The 22,082-nt window shown below is 67.6% G+C and carries 16 protein-coding genes and 1 tRNA gene; 8 read left to right on the top strand and 9 right to left on the bottom strand.

The features are described from left to right. Positions 1-7 precede the first annotated feature (7 nt). From ABDW31_RS22995 to ABDW31_RS22980, 4 genes are all read left to right on the top strand, one after another. Positions 8-114, top strand: a tRNA-OTHER gene (locus tag ABDW31_RS22995). A gap of 59 nt (positions 115-173) precedes the next feature. Continuing rightward, complete coding sequence (locus tag ABDW31_RS22990) at positions 174-1,028, top strand: DUF5677 domain-containing protein (protein WP_343699625.1); 855 nt, start codon at positions 174-176, stop codon at positions 1,026-1,028. Then, complete coding sequence (locus tag ABDW31_RS22985; protein WP_343699624.1) at positions 1,025-2,131, top strand: DUF3800 domain-containing protein; 1,107 nt, start codon at positions 1,025-1,027, stop codon at positions 2,129-2,131. The genes ABDW31_RS22990 and ABDW31_RS22985 overlap by 4 nt, the downstream gene beginning before the upstream one ends. Next, the gene (locus ABDW31_RS22980) at positions 2,121-3,152 is read left to right on the top strand and encodes a hypothetical protein (protein WP_343699623.1); all 1,032 of its coding nucleotides are present in this window, start codon (positions 2,121-2,123) and stop codon (positions 3,150-3,152) included. The genes ABDW31_RS22985 and ABDW31_RS22980 overlap by 11 nt, the downstream gene beginning before the upstream one ends. A 44-nt stretch (positions 3,153-3,196) precedes the next feature. On the opposite strand, the gene ABDW31_RS22975 is transcribed toward ABDW31_RS22980, so the two are convergent. Both ABDW31_RS22975 and ABDW31_RS22970 read right to left on the bottom strand, forming a co-directional pair. Then, positions 3,197-6,166, bottom strand: coding sequence for a TrlF family AAA-like ATPase (locus tag ABDW31_RS22975; protein WP_343699622.1), 2,970 nt, complete (start codon positions 6,164-6,166; stop codon positions 3,197-3,199). A 106-nt stretch (positions 6,167-6,272) separates the two neighbouring features. Beyond that, entirely contained in the window at positions 6,273-6,467 is a 195-nt protein-coding gene (locus ABDW31_RS22970) for a hypothetical protein (RefSeq protein ID WP_343699621.1), read from the bottom strand. Between the two features lie 345 nt (positions 6,468-6,812). Between ABDW31_RS22970 and ABDW31_RS22965 the strand changes: the two genes are divergently transcribed. The 4 genes from ABDW31_RS22965 to ABDW31_RS22950 all read left to right on the top strand — a co-directional run bounded on the left by ABDW31_RS22965 (position 6,813) and on the right by ABDW31_RS22950 (position 13,389). Then, positions 6,813-7,352: an RNA polymerase sigma factor gene (locus tag ABDW31_RS22965; protein ID WP_343699620.1), complete on the top strand. Its 540-nt coding sequence runs from the start codon at positions 6,813-6,815 to the stop codon at positions 7,350-7,352. Between the two features lie 16 nt (positions 7,353-7,368). After that, positions 7,369-8,319: a FecR domain-containing protein gene (locus ABDW31_RS22960; protein ID WP_343699619.1), complete on the top strand. Its 951-nt coding sequence runs from the start codon at positions 7,369-7,371 to the stop codon at positions 8,317-8,319. Positions 8,320-8,422: 103 nt separating this feature from the next. Further along, positions 8,423-11,365, top strand: coding sequence for a TonB-dependent receptor (locus ABDW31_RS22955; protein WP_343699618.1), 2,943 nt, complete (start codon positions 8,423-8,425; stop codon positions 11,363-11,365). Further along, complete coding sequence (locus tag ABDW31_RS22950) at positions 11,359-13,389, top strand: Atxe2 family lasso peptide isopeptidase (protein ID WP_343699617.1); 2,031 nt, start codon at positions 11,359-11,361, stop codon at positions 13,387-13,389. The genes ABDW31_RS22955 and ABDW31_RS22950 overlap by 7 nt, the downstream gene beginning before the upstream one ends. Here the strand turns inward: ABDW31_RS22950 and ABDW31_RS22945 are convergent. The 7 genes from ABDW31_RS22945 to ABDW31_RS22915 all read right to left on the bottom strand — a co-directional run bounded on the left by ABDW31_RS22945 (position 13,364) and on the right by ABDW31_RS22915 (position 22,074). Then, positions 13,364-15,067 carry an asparagine synthase-related protein gene (locus ABDW31_RS22945; RefSeq protein ID WP_343699616.1) on the bottom strand — a complete coding sequence of 568 codons (1,704 nt, stop codon included), beginning with the start codon at positions 15,065-15,067 and terminating at the stop codon, positions 13,364-13,366. The two genes, ABDW31_RS22950 and ABDW31_RS22945, sit on opposite strands and share 26 nt — an antisense overlap. Then, positions 15,064-15,708, bottom strand: a complete 645-nt coding sequence (locus tag ABDW31_RS22940; RefSeq protein WP_343699615.1) for a lasso peptide biosynthesis B2 protein — start codon at positions 15,706-15,708, stop codon at positions 15,064-15,066. Before ABDW31_RS22940 ends, ABDW31_RS22945 begins: the two co-directional genes overlap by 4 nt. A 50-nt stretch (positions 15,709-15,758) precedes the next feature. Next, positions 15,759-15,890 carry a benenodin family lasso peptide gene (locus ABDW31_RS22935; RefSeq protein WP_343699614.1) on the bottom strand — a complete coding sequence of 44 codons (132 nt, stop codon included), beginning with the start codon at positions 15,888-15,890 and terminating at the stop codon, positions 15,759-15,761. A gap of 168 nt (positions 15,891-16,058) precedes the next feature. Next, on the bottom strand, positions 16,059-16,181 hold the full coding sequence (locus tag ABDW31_RS22930; protein WP_343699613.1) for a hypothetical protein: 123 nt from the start codon (positions 16,179-16,181) through the stop codon (positions 16,059-16,061). A gap of 96 nt (positions 16,182-16,277) precedes the next feature. Beyond that, positions 16,278-16,913: a GntR family transcriptional regulator gene (locus tag ABDW31_RS22925; protein ID WP_343699612.1), complete on the bottom strand. Its 636-nt coding sequence runs from the start codon at positions 16,911-16,913 to the stop codon at positions 16,278-16,280. Between the two features lie 72 nt (positions 16,914-16,985). Next, positions 16,986-17,750 carry a DNA repair protein RadC gene (radC, locus tag ABDW31_RS22920; RefSeq protein ID WP_343699611.1) on the bottom strand — a complete coding sequence of 255 codons (765 nt, stop codon included), beginning with the start codon at positions 17,748-17,750 and terminating at the stop codon, positions 16,986-16,988. A gap of 76 nt (positions 17,751-17,826) precedes the next feature. Continuing rightward, a complete protein-coding gene (locus tag ABDW31_RS22915; protein ID WP_343699610.1) occupies positions 17,827-22,074 on the bottom strand; it encodes a bifunctional class I SAM-dependent methyltransferase/DEAD/DEAH box helicase in 4,248 nt (1,415 codons plus the stop codon). Positions 22,075-22,082 lie beyond the last annotated feature (8 nt).

The following is a 22,082-nucleotide window of genomic DNA, read 5'->3' as shown; positions in this document are numbered from 1 at the left end:
TCCCTGACGCGGCGTAGCTCAGCCAGGATAGAGCCCCTGTTTTCGACATGGACTGGACGGTGACGCGCCAGACTATGGGCAGGGAGGTCGCGGGTTCAAGTCCCGCCGCCGCGTCCCATCCCTTTCCGCCGGCGACGTCCCTCGCGCCGCCCGGCCCTTCTCCGAGCCGCTCGATGCGCCCCGAACTCGAAGACCATCCCGCCATCCTGTCGATCCGCGCCGAGGGGTTCCTGTCCCCGGCCATCGCGGCCTTCACCCCGTCGCTCCGGGCGATGCACGCCGCGTGGTTCGCGCTGGCTGAGGACATTAGCCGCCACGGCCAGGGGCTGATGAACGGCCTGGAGCGCGTTTGCCACGGCCGCTCGACCCACGACCCGGTGTGCCTGACCACCCGCCTGCTGATGCGCAGCCTCTCGGGATTCCAGGGCGCGGTCCTGCTGGCCGAGCGCGGCATGGCCGTCGACGCCGAGACGCTGGCGCGCGGGGTCCTGGAGAACGCCTTCTGGCTGGGCTATCTGGCGCGCACGCCGCAGGAGGCCGTGGCGGCCCTGACCGCCGAGGAGCAGTTCAGCCAGAGGGCCCGCGACCGGGCGCTGCTCAAGGATCTTCAACAGGACCGCTCCGGCCGCCAGGCCCTGGCGGCGAGCCTGCGCGCCCGCATCGCCAGGGCCGATGCGGACCTGAAGGGCGCCAAGCCGATCAGCCTCCCGCTTCTGGCCGAGCGGGGCGGCGGTCCGGCGGACTATTTCGCCTACAAGATGCTGTCCTCGGGCGCGGCTCACGCCTCGCTCCACTCGCTGTCCAAACACCTGGCAAGCGACGGGGAGGGGACCTGGTCGGGCCACGTCACCGGACCGGACGCGGACGGCGCCCAGCGGGCCCTGGTGCTGGCCACCCACGCCTTGCTGACGGGCCTACGCGCCGTCGAGAGCCGAGACGGCGCCGCGCCCAGCGACGTCCTGGTCGCTCTCAGCCAGACGCAGGCCGACCTGTGGGCCAATCTTCCCTCGACAGGAGAGCCGCTGTGATCGACATCGACGAGATACGCGAGGTCGAACTGGCCATGGGACTGCCGCGTCTGAACGCGGTGTTCACCCTCTACTACGACGAGACCAACAACATCCGTCGCCTGCACATTCGGCCCGATGGGCTGAACGTCAAACAGCCCAAGGTCTTCGTGCTGGGCGGAGTGGCCCATCCCGGGGCGCCCAAGCCGATCGAATTGACGCGGCTCCGCGCGGACCTGCGCCTGCAGCCTTCGGTGCGCGAACTGAAGTTCAAGCACCTGGCGGACGGCGAGTTTCTCGAGGCCCTGGCCTCACCCAAGGTCGGGGCCTTCCTGGACTGGCTCCTGGCCGAACACCTCACCCTGCACGTCTTCGCCTTGGACCCCCTCTATTGGTCCATCGTCGACGTCATCGACTCCATCTTGGCCGAGCGCCGCGACCGGCGCCTCAACTCCGCGCGCGACCACCTCAAGAACGACCTCTACGGCCTTCTTCGTCTCGACCCGGACCGCACGGTGGATCTGCTGGGACGCTACAACTATCCGGACGTGGGACGGGCGCGCCGCAAGGCGTTCATCGCCGAGCTTCTCGTCCAGCTGGAGGAGAATGTGGCGGTCTTCCCCGAATTCAACTACGACATGCTCAAGGGCGTGCTGCAGATCGCCTACTCGCTTGAACGCCTGCCGTTCCTGGAAGACGAGCAGGCCAACGTGCTGATCGACCGGTTCGCCACCTTCTTCGTCAAGCGCATCTGCCTGTTCAAACACAGCCACCACGTTCTGGACGTCGAGGAGTTGATCGAGGCTGAGATGCTGCGCCAGCCGATCCTCGATCGCGGGGCGCCCTATGAGGGCTATCGTTTCGCCGTTTCGCATGATGAAGCCGGAATACAGGTCGCTGACCTGACGGTGGGGCTCTTGGGACGCTTGTTCAGCTTCGTTGTCATCCACGACCGCGACAGCCTGGACGCGATCCGCCAGTCTCTCAGCGAGCGCCAGGCCGCCACCCTGGCGAGCCTCTCCCAGGTGCTGGCCGCCAGCCTCAAGGAAACGCCCGCCTTCGTCCAAGTCGTGATGAGCCTGGAAGACCAGTTCAAGCTCTGGAGGTTCGTCGATGCCGGCTGATCCGAAGGCCGCCGCCGACGCCAATCCCAACACCGAACTCGAATGGATGAAAGCGGCGCGGATCGTCGCGGAGATCCCTTATCCCCCGGTGTCGGCCTGGGAGTTCAACCAGCTCAAGACCGAAGCGGCGGTGCGAGAACGCCTGCAGGACGCGACGGTCTACATCATCGCCCAGCGCCCGATCCTCTGGTTCGATCGGGTCCGCGCCGAAGGCGGCGACGTCAAGTTCGAGATCAATGACGGCCATGGTCCGCCGGTGAAGGGGATCATTGACCCGCTGCGCCTCGGGCTTTTCGAACCCGGCGAGCCGATGTTGCTGGAATGCGGCTTCCACCGTGACGCCGAGGAGGCGCCGCCGCCCTGGGACCGCGCCGGCAGTATCAAGCTTCTAGACCGCGACCAGCGGCTACGCGCCTGGTGGAGCCCGCAGAAGCTGCTGTTCGAGGCCCTGGCCCACGATCTGAAGGTTCCCTTCGCCGGAGACCCCGAACGGTTCATGGAATTTGAGATCCACTACATCGGCAAGGCGTACGACCAGAGCCTCTGGGAGCGGCTGGCCGCCCATCGACGCTTTCTCGAAATCCTGATCAACGAGAAGGTAAGAGGCGTCGACCATTCACAACCGTCGCTGGAAATCACCATCTTCGCGCTGGAGGTCGTGCACCTGGAGGAGCTCGCCGGCGTCCGCGACGGGCCCGATGCGGCTGCGCCCGATCCGCCCCACTTAAACATCTTCCGGCACCCCGACGATCCGGCCGATCCGCGCTGGCAAGCCTTCAGGCGCCGCTGGGCGCACCCCCACGACGCGGCGGTCACCACCGAGTTCGAGGCGGCGCTGATCGACCTCTTCAAGCCCGAGCACAACAAGATCCAGGTCAAGAAGTACCCCAAGATCGCCGGTGGCCTTCACGCCCTGGGCTACAGCGACACCCTGCTGCGGCTGAGGAACTGCCCCTACATCTTCCGCACCGAGGCTGGCGGCGCGCCCCTGGAAGGGGCCGATCCCGGGGATGGTTGGTAACCCCTCTGGCCGGGACGCATCACTCCTGAGCCAGGCGAAAGGCCTCAGCGGTCCAGCCGCACCCGCAGCCGCCGGGCCCGCTCCATGAACGCCGCCTCGCCGCCCTCGAGGATGTCGCAGACGTCCTTGCGGATGGCCGCGTTCTCCAGGCCGCCGGAGCGGTAGGTGATCTCCGGCAGCTGGCCGCGGGCATGGGGGCCGGCATGGGCGACGATGATCTGGTCGGCGTCGGTGTTGACCACGAGGTTGGCGTTGTGGGTGACCATGATCACCTGGCGCTTGGCCTTGGCGGCGATGAAGAGCTCGACCAGCTCGTCATGCACCGACTTGGGATCGAGGTTCTCCTCGGGCTGGTCGATGATCAGCGGCCGGTCGTCGGCCTCGTCGAGCGCCAGGTAGAGGAGCAGCAGGACGATCCCCCGCGTCCCGGGCGAAAGCTTGCGGATGTCGATGTCGTCGTATTCGATGCCATATCGGATTTCGATATGGTCGGTCGAATAGAGCCACTGGGCGAACCGCTTGGTCCAGGCCCGGTAGGCGGCCGCGTCGGTGCGGGCCACCAGGGCGTGTTCGAAAAGGTCGGCCTGGTAGAGATCGCGAAACCCGTCCATCGCCTGGCTGACGGCCTGCGGATCACCCGTTTCCCACGCCGCCTTCAGCATAGCCTCGGCCGCGCCCAGGAAGCTGCCCCGGCCGCGAAACGGCCCCTGACGGCGAAGATCCAGCAGCTGCTCCTCGGCGGTCTTGGCCCATTGGGCGACATCGGCCACCCGCGCGACCGAGAAGGTCAGCTTCTTGAGCGTGCCCGTCTCCGTCGCCAGGCGATCCATCAGGGGCTGGTAGAGGGCGCGAAGGATGTCCTCCTCGGCGGACAGCGCCTCGAAGACACGGCGATAGGCGGCGGCGCGATCGTCGAGCAGGCCCCGCACGCGGGCTTCCGCCCCCTTGGCGTCGACCAGGCGCTCCTTCAGCGCCTCGAGCAGGGCGCTTTCCTGGACGATCTTGGTCGACAGGGTCTCGAACTTGCGCTGGGTGTCGGTGTCGACCGCCACCAGCTTCTGCAGGCGCTCGATCTCGGCGGTGAGGATCGCGAGCGGCAGCTGGGTCAGGTCGGCGCCGTCGCCGACATAGGGCGTGGCCGGATCGGTCAGGAGCGCCGGGGCGGTTCCGCGCCAGGAGGCGGCCAGCTCCCTGCAGCGCTTGAGGTGGGCGTTGATCTGGGCGTCGACGTCACCGGTGAAGTCGACCAGGAAGTCGTTCCAGTCGTCGTCCTTGAGCTTGGCGGCGGCATAGGTCGCCTGACGGGCGCGAAGGCCCTCGGGGGCCTGATTGTCGCGCAAATCCTTGACCTCGTCCTGCAACGACAGCAGGGCCTGATCCTGGTTCGCGAAGTGGCGCAGATAACCGCGCACCTTTTCGGCCGCCGCGGTCAGCTCGGTCAGGCGTCCGACCCGCTGCTCGCTGCCCGGCGTCACCAGCTTGGCCCGATCGGCGGCGTACCCGGCGATCTGGCTCTCCTTCAGGGTGATGGACGCCGCGATGCCGGGACCTTGCCGGTTCTTCTCCAGCTCCGTGGCGATGCGGTCGGACAGCACGACCAGTCCTTGCTGCTCGCGCTGGCGCGCCTGGCGGAACCGATCGGCGCGCAGGCCGAGCAACTCGGCGAAGTCCACGGCGCCGTCGCGTTCGAGGACCGGGTGGGCCTCGAAGATCACCCGCTCGACTTCGGTCAAGAGGGCGTTGGTCATCCCCTCGGCCGAGCAGAGTTCCTCGACGAACTGCTGGGAGAGGTAGCGCACCCGCTCGCCGGCGAAGCTGGGGCCCATGTCGGTCAGCGATCGGGTCATGGTCTGACCCGAGCCCCAGTCGAGCGCGACGCTGGACCCGTCCAGAAGCGATCCGGCCCGGGCCACGAACGACGCGCTGGGCCGATCCTCATGAGAGGGGTCGGGCAGGGCGTCGGCCCCGGCGGCTATGAGGTCGGCCAGGGCGGTCTTGCCCGACCCGCGCGCGCCGATGATGGCCACCAGGCCTGGATTGAGCGGGATGGAGGGGGTCTTGGCCCAGGGCGCGTCCTGGATGCGCACCTCGGTGATCACCTGGGACGGCGGCGCGCCCGCCGGCGGCGCGGTTCCCACATAGGCCCGGCTTTCCGGATCGATGCCCGCCTGGCGAAGGGCGTCGAACACGGCCGCGCCCTTGATCCAGGAAAACCGCCCCTCCGGATTGGCCAGCCGCTTGGGGTCGTGCGCGTCGCTGCCGTGCAGGCAGGGCTTGAGGCCGCCATAGCGGGCCTTGATCTGCTCGGGGCTGTCGGCCTTGCGTCCCAGCCAGAACTCGCGCTGGGCGACGCTGCTGGCGAAGATGACGTGGGCGAAGCACTCGATCTCCTGGCGCAAAGTGGTGTCGCCGGCCTCCCGCACGCCCGAGGTGCCATCGGTCTTGGAGCCGGCCACGGCGATCAGGATGTTGGTCCTGGCCCAGGCGCTGGCCCGGTACTCGTCGCGAAGCTTGCTGAGATTGACCTTGAACTGGGAGGCGCCGTGGCGCAGGGCCGCGCGCTCGTCGACGATGGCCGGATCCAGCTTGCGGCCAAACCGCGCCAGGTCCTCGGCGGTGCAGTTGAACTTGTCGTTCAAGCTCTCGAACGAAAGGCGGCCCAGGAACCGGTCGAGCTCGGCGAGGTGGTCGGGATCCTCCGGGCTGACCAGGAGATGGATGTTGGCCCAGTTGCCCGACACCGTGGCGATGTCCAGCCGCAGCTCCACGTTCGGGAACAGCAGGACGCCGGCCAGGCGGCCTTGCCGCTGATGAGCCAGCACGGCGCGGTAGGTGTCGGCGCTGTAGTAGTCAGTGACGCCGATGGCCTCGATCGGCGGGTCGGCGGTCTCCAGGCCGGTCAGGTAGTCCGCCCACGGATCACCGCCGAACTGGTCGTTGAACAGGGTGCCCGGCGCGTGGACATGCGGCTCCCAGCGACGCCAGACCGAACCGCGGCTTGCTGCTTCAACCATCCTGTCTTCCCCCTATGGGGGCGAGGATAGACTGGCGACTAAGCCAAGCGCCACCCGCATCGATTGCATGTGGACAGCCGAACGCCCGTTGGCGCGACCCGCGGGGTCAGAGCGGCTGGCCGGTGCTCATGGCGCGGTAGAAGTCCGCCACGTTGTAACGGGTGCCGTCGGCGGTCTCGATCACCACCCGCGTCGAGCCCTGCGCTTCGAACTGCCGGCCGACCGCATAGGCGTCCTCGGCCGTCTCTCGGCTCGTCGTCACCGCGCCCATGGTGTTCGTCCCGGTGATCTTGTAGCCCATCGCCTGGTCCTTTCCCTCCGACCGCGGCCCCTGTCTTGCCATCGACGCGGCGTGCGTTCTAGACTCAAGCCGCGTCGCTGAAAGCGCGGCGCCGAGGCGTGAGAACCTCGCTTGATAAAGCCGCTTCGCGCTCCGGACGTCACCCGGCGCGACCGGTGCGCCCGCGCGGCGACGCCCACGTTGGCGACGCGCCTTGCTGCTCAAGCCATGGTCTCAAGGACGACCCGGCCCTCGCCGGGCGACGCCTCATCACGGAGGCGAGCCATGGCCGTTGGCCAACAGTCCAGAGGCGGGTCGGTGACGACGCCCGCCGTCATGCGTGGGGAGGGCGGGCGATGAGCGACATTGGCCGATCCCCGGCCCGCGGCGAGCGAACCGGCGCCGGCCGCCAGCGGCGCGGAGGTCGAGCGCCTCTTCCGCAGCGAGGGCCCACGCCTACTGAGACTGCTCACCCGGCGCTACAGCCGCGAGGAGGCCGGCGACATCGTCCAGGAGGTCTTCCTGCGCCTGACCGGCGCGGCCGATCGCCAGACCCTGACCAATCCCGAGTCCTACATGAAGGGCATCATCTGGAACCTGCTTCGCGATCGCTCCAAGAGCTTCACGCGGCGGATCGAACGGACGCACGCCGAACTGCAGCCTGACCGCCACGCCGCCGAGGAGGGCGATCCTCATCAACTCCTGGTGGCGCGCCAGACCCTGGCGCGCTACGAAGCGGCGGTGCGCACGATGAAGCCCAAGACGCGCGAGGTGTTTCTTCGCGTTCGCATCGACGGCGAGAGCTACGGCCAGATCGCCGAGGCCCTGGGCATGAGCGTGAGCGGCATCGAAAAGCAGATGGCCAAGGCCGCCGTGCATCTCAAGCGCGCCCTGGCCAAGCGCTGAGCAGGGAAGGGGGCGTATGAGCAAACAGGACGAGGCGCGGGACCAGGCGGCGGCCGAATGGTTCGCCCGCATGCGCGGCCCCGGGGCCCTGACCCATCGCGCCGCCTTCGACGCCTGGCGCGCCGACCCGGCCAACCGGCAGGCCTATGAGGAGATGGAACAGCAGTTCGACGAGGCGGGCGTCCTGGCTCAATCTCGCTTGAACACGTTGCGCCAGCGGACCCGGCCGCGCGACCTGACCGGGGCCTACAAGCTCGTCGGCGCCCTGGCCGCCTGCGTCGTCGCCGCCCTGGTGTTGTCGCTGACGATCTGGCGGGGCGGCCAGGCCGAGACGCGCTACGCCACCGGCCTTGGCCAGATCCGCGCGGTGAGCCTGGCCGACGGCTCGTCCATGGTGCTCGACACCGACAGCACCGTGGCGACCGCGATGCGGAACGGCCGCCAACAGGTCCGCCTCGAGCGCGGCCGGGCCCGGTTCGTCGCGGCCGGCGCCCTGCGCGTCGAGGCCGCCCGGTCCCAGCTCGACGGTCACGGCGCCACGTTCGACTTGGCGCTCGGGCCGCAGGGCGGTCTGGCGCTGACCGTGCTGTCGGGCCAGCCCCGGCTTTCCGGTCCCGCCGCCCGGCTCCTGCCGGCCAAGGCCACCCTCACGAGCGGACGGGAGATCCTGTTCGGGCCCAACCTGTCGACCGTCGACATCCGCCCCGCCTCCAAGGTCGAGGCCCAATGGCCGTCGGGCCTTCGCACCTTCGACCAGACGCCGCTGTCGGAGGTCGCCGCGATCGCCAATCGCTACAACAGCCGCAAGATCCGCTTGGCCGATCCGGTCGTCGGCGCCTTGCGCGTCTCGGGCGCCTTCCGGGTGACCGGGGCCAATGACCTTGCCAACGGTCTGGCGGCGGCCTTCGGCCTCATCGTCACCCCGGCGCCGAGCGGCGATCTCATCCTGAGCCGCGCGTCGGCCTAAGACGCTACCGTGACGAGCGCATGAACTTTTTTGGGCGCCCCCATGGCGCCCCTTCGTCCCTTGCCCCCAGACACGACGCCTCTCGCGTCCTTTGGGGGAAACCATGTTTTCGATCTCGACCCGCCGGGGCCTGCTCGCCAGCGCCGCCGTCCTCACCCTGACCCTGGCGGGCCAGGCCCTGGCCCAAACGCGCGACGCCGTCCAGACCTACGACATCAAGGCCCAGGACCTGGGCCGGGCCCTGGCGGCCGTGGCCCAGATCAGCGGGCGCGAGGTGATCGCCCCCTCCGACCTCGTCGCCGGCCGGACCGCGCCGGCCCTCAGGGGCCGCTATGGCGCCGACCAGGCCTTCGAGCGCCTGCTGGCCAACTCCGCCCTCGTCCTCGTGCCGGTCGGCGACAAACTCATCGTCCGGCGGGCGCTGAGCACCGCCCAGGGGGAGCCCCAGGCCGGCGACCCTGAGGTCCTGTCGGAACTCGTGGTCACCGGCACGCGCATCCGCGGCGCGGCGCCGGTCGGCGCCAACCTCATCTCGATCACGCGCGAGGATATCGTCGCCAGCGGCTACGCCACCACCCAGCAGATCGTTCAGGCTCTGCCCCAGAACTATGGCGGTGGCCCCAATGACACGACCTTCGGCCAGAGCATCCGGAACGGGGCCGGACTCAACTCTGGCCGGGGCGCCAGCGTCAACCTGCGCGGCCTCGGCTCCACGTCGACACTCGTTCTGATCGATGGTTCGCGACCCGCCATGGGCGGGGCGTCTGGGGTTTTCGCGGATCTGTCCCTGGTGCCCTCCAGCGCCGTCGAGCGCGTCGAGGTTCTGGCCGACGGCGCGTCGGCGCTCTACGGCTCGGACGCTGTCGCCGGCGTTGTCAATCTTCGCATGCGCCAGCGGTTCTCGGGTGGCGAAACGAGCGTGCGCTACGGTTCGGCGAATGGAGATCTCAGCGAGGTTTCCGCGAGTCAGATTTTCGGAAAGCAATGGAACGCTGGCCGTCTGGTCCTGGCTTACGAGTACTATCAGCGTGATGCGCTGAAGGCAGCGGATCGTTCATACGCGACCGAGGATCTGCGGTCGTTCGGCGATCTCGACTACCGCAACAACTTCGGCGCGCCGGGCACGATTGTCGCCGGCGGGCGAAATTTCGCCATTCCAGGCGGCCAGACTGGCGCCGGCCTGACGGTGGGACAACTTCGCGCCGACCAGGTCAATCGAGGCAACAGCTGGCTCAACGCCGACCTGTCGCCCCGGCAGCGTCGCCACTCTATTTACGCCTCGGCCGCGTGGGACCCCAATTCAAGCCTGAATATTTTCGGCGCCCTCCTGGCCGCGCGCCGTGACTTCTCCCAAGCGACGGCTCCAGACCTGTCGACGGCCACCGTGCCGACGACCAACCCCTTCTACCTCGATCCAATCGGCACGCGGCAGCCGGTCCGGGTGCAGTACAATTTCGAGTCGGACCTTGGACATCGGCAGGCTTCTGGCCGGGTCTCCGCCATCGACCTCCAGCTGGGCGCGACCCAGCACTTTGGCCCGTGGTCCGCGACGATTTCATCAGGCTTCGGCGAACAGGTCGAAACCACCCGGATCGACAACCAGCTGAACACCTTCCGCCTGTCTCAGGCATTGGCGGACATCAATCCGTCGACCACCTACAATGTGTTTGGAGCGGCCCGCACGACCAGCCAGGCGACCATCGACAAGGTCCGCGGCTACACCGCCTCACGCGGCCTCTACGACGTCTGGACCGTGAGCGGGAAAGCCGACGGTCCGCTTTTCCGTCTTCCAGCCGGCGACGTGAGGCTCGCTATCGGCGGCGAAATCCGTGACGAGCGTTACAAGCAGACCACGCTCAGTGATATCCGAGGGGCCGCTCCCAGCATCACGGGGAATGCCTACCCCGGCGGGCGCCGCATCTCCGCGGGCTATGCCGAACTGTTGATCCCCGTCATTGGCGAAGGCTCGGGCATTCCCTCCCTGCAGTCGCTCGATGTGTCGCTCGCCGGTCGCGTTGAGGACTACAGCGACTTCGGCACGACCGCCAATCCGAAGGTCGGGATCGACTGGAAGATCTCGTCCGACCTGTCCTTCAAGGGCTCGTTCGGCACCTCGTTCCGAGCGCCCAGCTTCAGGGATGAGATTCAGGGACCGAACTACGTCGCCTACCAGCCCGTAGCCGTCCCAGATCCGCTTTCTCCGACGGGCTCGACGATCGTGCTCGGCCTGCTCGGCAATCCTCCGAAGCTGGATCCCGAGAGGGCCCGCACCTACACAGCGGGCCTGACGTGGCGGCCCAAGGCCGTAGAGGGCCTAAAGCTGGGCGCGACCTATTTCCGCGTGGCCTACCGCGACCGCATCTCCGATCCGAACGCCAATTTCTTCAATCTCCTGAACAATGCGGCGACCTATGCAAGTCTGATCAACCGGTCCCCGAGCGCCGCGGAGATCGCCCGGTACTATGCCGATCCCCTGCTTCTGAACCCGTCAAACATCCCCGCGTCGGACATCAAGGTGATCCTCGACGCCCGTGTCTCGAACCTCGCCAAGGTGGTGATCGACGGACTCGATCTCGATTTCAGCTACGTCCGCCCCTTTGCGGGGGGCGCCCTACGGACGTTACTAACGGGCAGCGAAATTTTCGGTCTGCGCCAGGCGGCGACCGCGAGCGCGCCGATGAGCGATGTGGTCGGGACCGTAGGCAACCCGGCCAAACGGCGCCTGCGCGGTCAGGCTGGATGGTCTGGCGAACGATGGGATGGAACGATCGCGGTCAACTACGTCAGCGGCTATTCGAACCAGACGATTACGCCCGCTGCCCACGTCTCGGCTTGGACGACGGCAGACGCCCAGGTCGGCTATCGGCTTGCTGGCGGCCAGGGGCTTCTGTCAGGCGTGCGGGTGTCGCTTTCGGTCAGCAACATCTTCGATCGCGACCCGCCTTTCATCGTTCTGAAGACCGTCAACTCCACGATCGGGTACGACGCCGACAACGCCAGCCCGGTCGGACGCTTGGTGGCCGTTCAGGTGGTGAAATCATGGTGACGAGGCGCGTCGCCGGCGCGGTCTTAGCCGTGGCGCTCGGCTCGAGCGCCGCGGCGGACCCCACGCTTGAGGACCTCATCGGGGTCCCTAATGTCTCCAGCCCAGCGATTTCGCCAGACGGGCGCTGGGTCGCGTTTCGGCGAGACGAGGCCTTGGTCGCGGCCAATCGCCATGAGACGAGTTGGTGGGTCGTTCCGGTCGACGGTTCAAGACCGGCGAAATTGATCGCGGACGGCGGCGAGGCGCTGTTCAACGACGCCGGCGTCTTGCCCAGCGCGCCGCCAACCTGGTCGGCCCACAGCGACGGCATTTTCTTCACGGCGCTCACGGCGGATGGCGTACAGGTCGTCCGGGCCGGCCTAGATGGCGCGACGGGCTCGGTGACGTCGAGCTCAAGCGACGTCGTCGCCTTCGCTGTGGACCCCGATGGGACCATTGTCTATGCGGCCGGTCCCACGCGCGCGGAGATCATCGCGGCCGAAGCGCGGAACCACGACGATGGCGTCCTCATCGACGCCGCCGTCGATCCGGCCCAAAACCTGTTCGGGGCAATCCGCATCAACGGCCGCCTGGCCGCCCAGAGGTTGGCAGGGCGATGGTTCTCACGTCGAGGTCTCCTTGGCGACCGCGACTTGGCGTTCTGGCGGTCGAGCCCTCGGGGCGCGGCCACGGCGATCAGCGCCGAGACCGCACAGGCCCAGGGCCTTGTCCTGGACGCCGCCCGAAAGCCGGTCTTCGGGCGTCCGCCGCTTGTGGCGCGTAGCGCAACCGGAGACCAGGCTCGGCCAGGGGCTGGCGCAGACGTCATCATCGTCACGGACCCTCACGGCCTGACTACCGCTTGCCGGTCAAGCGTCTGCGGCGCGGACAAGTTCACTCAACTCGCCTGGCGGCCCAACCAGCGCGAGCTCGTCATCGTCGCCAAGACAGGTTCAGGCGGCCGAGCGCTCAGAACCTGGCGTGTCGGAGCAGACAAGGCCCGAACCCTTTTTGAGACGGACGGCCTCCTTCATGGCGGAGGCTTGACGGGCTCCCCCTGCGCGATCGGCGATCGTCTCGCGGTTTGTGTGCTCGCCTCGGCGATCACGCCGCCACGCCTGGTCAGCATCGATCTCGACAGCGGTCATCGTCGCGACCTCACGCACGTCGAGGCCGACCCCGGCGTAGTGCACCATCGGCTGCAATGGACGGACGGGGAGGGGCACGCTTTTGTCGGTGAGTTCCTCGAACCCCCCGGTCCGCCGCGCCAAAGGCCGCTCTTCATCACCTACTACAGCTGCGACGGTTATCTGCGCGGCGGCGTCGGCGACGAGTGGCCGATGTCCGCTTTCGTTCGTTCCGGAATCTCCGCGCTCTGCATCTCGGCGCCGACGGAAAAGCCGGGGGAGCAGGACGGCAACCTCAAGGCCAACGAGACCGCCATGTCCGGGATCACGGCCGCGATCGACCTCCTGGACGCGCGAGGCCGCGTTGAGACGGGCCGAGTTGGGGTCGGGGGTGTCAGCTTCGGCGCGGATGTGGCGATGTGGGCGGCGATGCGCCTGCCACAAGTTGGCGCGGTGTCGATCGGGTCCCTCCAGCTTGAGCCGACCTACTGGTGGTTCAACACGGTGAAAGGCCGTGATGCGGCCGACCTGATCCATCAGGCGTGGGGCCTTGGAAGCCCCGACGCGACCCCGGACCGTTGGAAGCTCCTGTCACCGGCGCTGAATGTCGAAAAGATCAAGTCGCCGGTTTTGATGCAGTTGCCCGAGCAGGAGTTCCGTTCCACGATGGAGCTGTTCACTCGGCTGTCCCAGGGTTCTGTTCCCGCGGAGCTTTTCGCCTTTCCCACCGAGCCCCATATCCTGACCGAACCTCGTCACCGTCTCGCTGCGTACGAGCGCAATCTGGATTGGTTTCGCTTCTGGCTGCAGGGTTGGGAAGACCCTTCAGCGGCCAAGATCGAGCAGTACCAGCGCTGGCGTTCAGCCAGGAGCGTTTGGAAGGGCGGCAAGGTCAGTCCGAGCGACTCCAAGCCCTAGCCCAGTACTCGGCGTCAGCCAGGGCAAGCAGGCGTTGCCCACGCGGGCCGGCCAGTTGCTCCGGCGTCGCCAAGGCCTCGGCCACTTTCGGAAGATCGAGAAGGCCTTGGCGCGCAAGGAGGCCGCCGGCGAGAATTTCGCCGATTTCCGTCAGGTTCGCGAGGATGGCCTCATAGACGAAGCGATCGATCGCGCCCTTGGACCGACGTCTCAACACGCTTCCCGGCAGGACATCTTTGAAGGCGCGGCGGGCAACGGCTCGATCGCGCCCCCGGTCCACCGCGAACCAGCTGGGCGTTCTGAGAACGGTTTCGACGATAGGCTGGGCCAGGAGCGGCGACAGTTGCGCCAATCCATCGCGAACAGCGTGGCCGTCGAGAAAGCCCATGATGTAGGCGATTGACGCGACATGCCGTTGTCGGCCAGGCGGCGCTCCTTTCGGCCTCGCAGCCATCCAGGGATGCACGTCCGCCTGGATTGGCCCCTGGCATGTCAGAAAGGCGTTGTCTGCGCCCCTGTGCAGGTCGAGATCAGGCCGTAGCGCAAGGCGCCAAGCGCGGTCAGCAACCGACCAGACCGTTGCGTTGTTCAGCCTCGCGACGTCGAACGCTGTTTGGACTAGCCCGCTGCTGAGGCCTCGCCGGCGCAGCCTGTCGGCCACGGGCGCCGCTGAGTTGGTGTAGAAAAACACGCTGTCGCCGCCCATTCCGCCAATGAAGGCCTGAGCCCCCACCTGCCGTGCGTGTGTCGCGAGGGCGTCGTTGAGGGGTGAGAGCGTTCCCAACCGGCCCGGTCGAGCCGGACGAAGCTCATGGCTTGGGGGCTCGAGGCGCGCCAAATGAGGGTCGAGCGTCTCCATCGTCAGCGGAAAGCCCATGGCTGCGGCCACCTCGACGGCGAACACGCTCTCGTCTCCCTCGGCGTCTCGTGACACCGCATTGAAAGCCGACAGCCGGGGGTCATCGCGCAGGGCGCCCGCGACGATGGAAGAATCCAAGCCCCCGGAAAGCTCGATCGACAGCGCCGAATAGTCGGCTGCAGAGCCCCGGACGCTCAGTTCCACGGCTTCTCTGAGCGCTTCGGCCGCGTCGTCAAGATGGCGGAAAGCCATGTCGGCTGTCGTGTAGCGCCAAGGCGTCCAGGCGAGACGGCTAAGTCCGTTGACAGCAAGATGTTCGCCGGGCGCGAGTTCTGTGACGCCGACGAGTCCTGTTCGAGCGCCACGCCGGCGTTTGTAGACGAGGTCCCTGACAAGGGTGTCCCAGTCGATCACCGGGTTGATCAGGTTTAGTCGCGCGGCGAGATCGATCTGGTCGGTGACCACGAGCGTTTCGCCTGTCCTGAACCAGAAGGCCGGGACGGCCCCTGACGGGTCGCGGAAGATTCCCATCGGCTGGTCACGCGGCGTCAGGACCGCCAGGTACGCGCCCCAATGATCTTGAATCAGAGACGCCAGGTCGACCGGCTCGCGGACGCTGGATTGCCTTGGACTGAGGGATCCGAGGATGACGCCCAAGCCCGACGCCTCGCGGACCCTGATTGGCCCCTTGGCGAAGATCTTCAGATCCTTTTGCGCGAACGCCTGATAAAGGCCGAGACTTTCCAGGCGGTTGTGGAGCGAAACCGAGACCAGCTCGGCAGCGCCGGGACCGAGCGCGATAAGATATCCGCCAGTCATGCGACAACGATCGGCGTGAACGAGCGGGCGCGCAGCAGGGTCTCGTTGAGCGCGACACCCCGCCGTTCCACCCAGCAGTGGGCTTCGAACGGCGAGGTTCTGACGCCGATGACGAGCTGCGCGACGTGCCCAGCTTGCCGGAGGAACTGCAGCATGGCGACGGAATCAAGCAGGCATACCGGGGTCCAGGGCGCCCAAAGCCGCGCCGTGAGAAAGCGGCGCGCTAGCGTTTCTGCCGGCGTTTGTGCCGGGCGAGCGTTTGGCGCTCGACGTTGCTGATCGAGAACTCCGGACAGACGGTGTTCGGCGATCGTCCGACGCGCCACGCAGAATGCCGCCATAGCGCCAACAATATCCCGCAGGCTTGCCGCCTCAGGGTCATTGTCTTCGATCAGGCTGGCTTTCGGCGGCGGATGGGCCGGAGATAGATCGGCCGAAAACCTCGGCGCCGAAATCAGAAGGTCGCGGCGTAGAAGCGGAGCGATGACCTCGGCATCTGGAGGGGTGGCCTTGGTCGCCGACAGCAACGCCAGTTCTTGCCGACGCGTCAAACCGAGATAGCGGTTCGCCCGCTCGTCAAAGACGATAATTTGGCCGCCGCTGCGGACGGCATGCACGCCTTCGCGAAATGTGTAGCTCATGGCGGCAGCAGCAAAGCAAAGGGCGCGGAGCTGCCTCCGCGCCCCACTGCTCAGTCGTCGGCCAGGCCGGTCACCAGGCGGTAGCTGCCCGGCTCGATGCCGCCTTCTTCCTGGCCCTTGGTTTCGACGCTGGCGTCGCCGAGGTCGATCAGATCGTCGACCCGTTGCTCGATGCGTTGCATGATCGTCTCCTTCGCTAGGTCACGCTCACCGTGACAACTTCAGGCTGACCGAGACCTGGAGGAACACCAAAACGATCGTGATTTTACTCGCAGATAATCCACCGGAAATTCTGGGCGTGCGTCGATCCCGGAGGGAGCCGGGCGCGATGGACATCGCGCCCGACCGCCTCAATCGTCGGACAGGCCCGACGCCATCTTGAAGCTTCCGGCCTCGATACCGCCGTCGTCGCCGCCCAAGGTGACCTCGGTGGCCGCGCCGAGATCGATCAGGTCTTGTTCAACGCGTTCCATATCTTTTTCTCCATTTCCGCCACGGATCGTGACCGGGTTAGGCTGCGCGTCGTCAGGAAGAACCCCAAGTCGATCGCAACAGGATCCGGTGAAAATTCAAATGGACTGGCGGGGGGGACGATCACCCAAGCCGTGGAGCGCGCGCGACAACGACGGAACCAGCTTGAGGCGACGCCGGTGGTAGGCGGGGATCGCGAGGCGCAGTCCCGCAAGGTCGTAGTCCTTCAGCAGGGCTTCCATACCCGCCAATTCGGCTTCGGCATCGGCGACAAAGCCCTCTTCGACGCGGCGAATCCGGTGCATGCGGTCATTTAAGCCCGCCACGGCCCACTCCAGTTCAACATTGTCCGAGAGCGCCGCAATCAGGGCAAAGAGTCGTTCGACGCGTACGACGGCCGCGGTCCCCTCGGGGATTGCAAGCAGCGGAGGCGCCGAGCCGGGATGGGATGTTCGCAGGGCTTGGCCAAGAACCGCAGCGTTCCAGGTATAAAGGTCCGTGAGGCCAACCTCAGTAATACGAGGCGCAGAAAACCCTTCCCCCTGATGGCTGACAAGAAGGCGTTCCCCGCTCATGCGGTGAAGCGCCGCACGTACGGGCGTGGCGCTGGCGCCAACTCTCCGTGCGAGGTCAGCGACGTCGATGCGGTCTCCGGGTCTGTGGTCGCTCTCATCCAGAAGAAAGGACTTGATCGCGAGGTAGACCCGATCGCCTGTACCGGCTTTTTCGATCATGGCTCGAGATGATGGCCGTAGGCGGCGCCCAGCGCATCCCCGGAAAAATCCACCCGCATTTCTCCAGGGGGGTCACATGAGCCCTTCGGCCTTCAGACTGAGGACCCTTTCGCTTCCGACGATCATGTGATCCCAGACGTGCAGGCCAAGCGACTTGGCGCCGGCCATTATCGCCTTGGTCATCTCGATGTCCGGACGTGAGGGTGCTGGATCCCCACTAGGATGGTTGTGTCCGAGGATCATGGCGGAGGCGCCGATCTCCAAGGCGCGGCGTAGCACTTCGCGTACGTAGACCGGCGCGTGATCCACCGTGCCGACGCTTATGCGCTCGACAACAATCAGCTGATTGCACTTGTCGAGGAACAGAACCCAGAATTCCTCCCGGGGCAGACCGCGCATCTTAACGGCGAGAAACCCGGCGACGGTGCTATGGGCGGTAAGCAATTGCCGTTTGGCCAACGTCCCGCGACTGACGCGGTCGGCGATCTCGCGCAGCAATTTGAGGTTCACGACGGACTGGGGGCCGACATGCCGCAGGATCTCGGTGACGTCGGCGGCCAATACCCCAACAAGACCGCCAAAGCGCTCGATCAGGCGCTCGGCCATGGCGAAGTCATCGCTGCGATCGTCAGCCGCCAGATGAAGCTGCAAAAGCTCGACGTCCGGCAGAAGGTCTTCCGTCATCCGACTACTGACTTGGCGGACGGCCTCGGCCGAAACGTTCGCGGGCACGAAGTTTCGGCTCCCGCAGACCTCGCCGACGCCAAGACTGCCCATCGCGGCCGTCGGGGCATCGATCTGAGGGTGTTGAAAGGAAGGGGGAGAGGAGGCGGACATGGCGCCCTCGGCGCTGACGGCGCCGGACCCAATTCCGGATCGCCCGCTCCTCCCGCCCTTCCTCTAACCTTTGCCCTTACGCCGCCGCCGGCAGGATCGTCTGCGCCGGCCATTTCTCCAGAAGTCCCGACAACACCTCGGTCTGGTCCACCGGCACGAAGACGCGCGGCTGGTAGTTGATGATCTCGACGAAACAGCCGAGCAGCTGGAAGGCCTGACGCTGGGCGGCCGCGCCGACCACCTCGATGCGCCAGCGGTCCATGACCCGGGCGCGTCGCAGCCACAGGCCGCCGGCCAGCGCGATCGAGGCGCCCTCGTCCAGGAGCATGCGGCGGGCCAGTGCTCCATCCCCGATCGCCTGGGCGGTGTCGGTCAGACCCAGCGCCACCTTCACGGCCGGCACCTGGCCGATGTCGAGGACGCGTCCCAGCCAGCGGCGACCGTCCGGGGCCCGGATCCGTCGAACCGTGGCCTGGCGGCTTGGCAGGCTGGACCAGACCGGCAGCAGCAGGCCGGTCACCAGGGCCATCTCACGCGAGACCCAGGGATCGGCCGCCGCCAGCTCCGCGGCCCAGGCCGAACGCCAGGTCGTCTCGTCGACCTCTTCCCAGGCCGACTCCTCGAAGGCCTTGAGCGGCGCGATCGTGCGCTTTTCAGGGCGGATCAAGCGTACGGCCTGGATCAGCCGATCGTTGTCGTCGGTCGTGGTCAGGCCCTGGACGATCAGCGCCGCGCGCTGCGACTTGCTGTTGACCGCAAACAGCAAACCCGCCGGCTCCTGGCCCGCCAGCGCTTCGTCAGGCGTGATCAGCACCCGCCGCGTCCGGACGGCGAACCGCACCAGCCGCGTCTCGGCCCCGGTCGTCAGGTCGGTGCGCAGCACTTCCTCGCCCAGCACTTCGAGGTCGTCGGCCACCACGTCCTCCATGCCCTTGTCGAGCGCCCCGGAGGCGGCGGCCTTTTCCAGGATGCCGCCCAGGATGGCCTCGAACTTAGCGAAGAGACCGTTTTGATCCTCGATCCGCAGCGCTAGCAGTCGGTTAAGGAAGGTGTTCATCGGGGGCAGGTCGTCGGCGTCCCTCAGATTGCCCTCATGGTCGAGCAGGGACAGGCCGGTCTTGGCCTCGAACACGTCGCGGCTCATGGCCTCGACCTGGCCAAAGTGCAGGGCGACGTAGAAGGCCTGCAGGGCCCGATGCGCCCACGGGCTTTCCAGATTGTCCTCGGCGCGGAAGAGGCCGTTGCCCGCCGTACGACGCTCGCCGCGCGTCAAGGCGCCCAGGCTGTCGAGGCGCCGGGCGATGGTCGACAGGAAGCGCTTCTCACCGTGGATATCGGTCGTGACGGGACGGAAGAGCGGCGCGCTGGCTTGGTTGGTGCGATGCGAGCGGCCCAGACCCTGGATCGCCGCGTCCGCCCGCCAGCCGGGCTCCACAAGGTAATGGACACGGCGCTGCTGATTGGCCGCCGTGAGATCGGCGTGATAGCTGCGCCCGGTGCCGCCGGCGTCGGAGAACACCAGGACCCGCTTGCGCGCCCCCATGAAGGCGTCGGTCTCGGCCTTGGCGGCCGAGGCGCTGCGTCGCTCGACCACGCGGCGGGCGTCCCGCATCACCACCCGGCGCGATCGCCCGGTCACCTCGGCGACCAGATCAGGCCCGAGGATCTCAAGCACGGTGTCGAGGACGCCTTGGACGGCGGGCAAGCAGGCGAGGTCGGCGATCGTCGCCTCCCGAAGCCGGAGCGCCTCCTGGCTCAGCACCGGCTTGCCATCCTCGAACAAGGGGACAACGGTCGTCTCGCCGGACTCGGTCTCGACCTCGGTCATGGCCTGCACCGGGAAGGCTGACATCAGATAGTCGAGCACCTGGTCCTTGGGCGTCATGTCGATAGAGAGGTTGTTCCATTCCTCGACCGGGATCTGCGCCAGGCGGCGCTCCATCACCGCGGCGTTGGTCGAGACGACCTGGACGACGGCCGAGCGCTCGTGGGCGAGGTCCTCCCGGATCGCTGCGATCAGGCTGGGCGTCTTCAAACCGGCCAAGAGGTGGCCGAAGAACCTAAGCTTGGCGCCTTCGAAGGCCGACATCACCGCCGAAGCGGCCAAGGCGCTCTTGACCTTGCCGTCCTCGTCGGCGACGCCCGTGGCCTGCAAGGCCGCGCGAAGATTGCGGTGGATCATCTGGTAGGCGTCGGCCCAGGCGTTCCAGATCTCGATGTCCTGCTCGGTCAGGGCGTGGCCCAGCGCCTCGTACTCCACCCCGTCGAACGACAGCGACCGAGCGATGTAGAGGCCCAGCGCCTTCAGCTCCCGGGCGATCAACTCCATCATCGCCACCCCGCCGGCCTCGACGGCGTTGAGGAAGGCCTCGCGATTGAGGAACGGCGCCTCGGTCCCGCCCCACAGGCCGAGCCGCGCCGCATAGGCCAGGTTCTCCGGCGTGGTCGCGCCGGTGGCCGAAACATAGACGATCCGCGCCCTGGGCAGACGATTCTGCAGCGCCAGACCCGCCATGCCCTGGAGCGAGGTCTTCTTGGGACCGCGCGCGCCTTTGCCGCCGCCCGCGGCATTGGCCATGGCGTGGGCCTCGTCGAAGACGATCACGCCCTCGAAGTCCTCGCCGAGCCAAGCGACGATCTGGTCCAGGCGCGAGGGCCGCGAGCCTCGGGCCGGTTGGCGAAGGGTGGCGTAGGTCGAATAGAGCACGCCGCGGTCCAGGCGGATAGCGTCGGCCTGTTTCCAGGCGCTCTGGGGGACAATGTCGCGCGCGCCGCCGCCGATCGAGGCCCAGTCGCGGCGCGCGTCCTCGAGCAGCGCGTCGTTCTTGGACAGCCAGACGGCCTGCAGGCGGCCTTGGGCCATGTTGTCGGCGATGATCCCGGCGATCTGGCGGCCCTTGCCACAGCCGGTGCCGTCGCCCAGGAAGAACCCGCGACGGAAGCTCACGGCGCCCTCCGCATCGGCCGACGCGGGCGCTGCGGTGTTGGCGCCTTCGCCCAGGATCCAGCGGCCGGGAAGCATCGCGGCATGCGCCTCGCCGGCATAGATCACCGTCTCCAGCTGGGCGTCCGACAAGCGCCCCTCGGCCAGGATCGCCACCGGCAGGACCGGTCGGTAGGTCGGGGCCGGCGGCGCGACCGAGGCCATCGGGCGCGACTCGACCAGGGCCGAGGGGTGGGCCGGGGCGCCGTCGATGGCGATGCGTCCCAGGCGATAGGCCTGGTAAAGACCGACGTCCTGGCCCTCTCCGCTCCAGTCGATGACCCGATAGTCGAGGCTGGTGGTGTGCGCCACCAGACCGAGACGCCCGGACGGCAGGGCCAGGGATCGCACCCTGGGCGCCAGAACCGCCGTCTGGGACACGACCTGGAACCTGCGAGGCCTGGCGCTCGGGCGCGCGCGGATCGCCGCAGCCGCCTGCGCGGCCTGGGCGAGGTCCTCGCACGTCACGAGGGCGGCGCGGTCGCCGGACCCTAAGCGATCGAGGACCAGCAGCCCGGTCTCGACCGACGTGCCGTGAGCGGCGTAGGCGCGCGGCGGGAAGGCGATGCGGCCGACGATGGCGGCTTGTGCGGCCAGGCGCGCCAGCGCCGGCTCGTCGTCCAGAAGGCGGACCGGCACGATGGCCGCCAGCCGACCGCCGTCAGCCAAGGTGGCAATGGCCGCCACAAGATGAGCCTCCAGATGCTGGAAGGGCGGGTTGAGCACCACGGCGTCGAAGGCGCCCGACCTGGCCAGGAGGTCCTTGAGGTGAACCGCGTCGTGGCGCGTGCGCGGGGCCTGGGCGAAGAGACCGTCCAGCAGGGCCGCGCGGCCGGGGGCCATCTCGTTGAGGCAGACCTCGCCGCCGCAGGCCTCGGCGATGATGGCCAGCAGGCCCGTTCCCGCCGAAGGCTCCAGGACCTGGTCGCCCGGGCGCACCTGGGCGGCGAGAACCGCCAGGGCCGCCAGCTGCGGCGGCGTCGAGAACTGATCCAGATCCACTTGCTCTTCGGAGCGCCGCGTCTGGGTGGGGGTCAGGGCCGACAGGCCGGCCAGCAGGGCGCAGATCTCGGCCGGCGCGTCCTCCAGGCGTGAGACCTGGGGCGTGAGGCGGCGGATCTGCAGCACCATGGCCGCCTCCACCGCATCATAGGCGTCGCGCCAGGACCAGGCGCCCTCGGCGTCGGACGCGCCGAAGGCCGTGGTCATCACCCCCGACAAGAGCTTGCGCTCCAGGGTGCGGGACCGATTGAGGTGGGCGCAAAGGGCGCGGGCGGCCGAGAGGACATTGGCGCTGGCGTCGATGGGGCCGGCGGCGAACAAGGATAGCGATGCGGTCATGGGCAGGG

This window comes from Caulobacter sp. (assembly GCF_039596335.1).
In the GTDB taxonomy this organism is placed as follows: Bacteria; Pseudomonadota; Alphaproteobacteria; order Caulobacterales; family Caulobacteraceae; genus Caulobacter.
The sequence above is the reverse complement of the archived record's forward strand: the minus strand, read 5'-3'. Positions and strand labels throughout refer to the sequence as shown.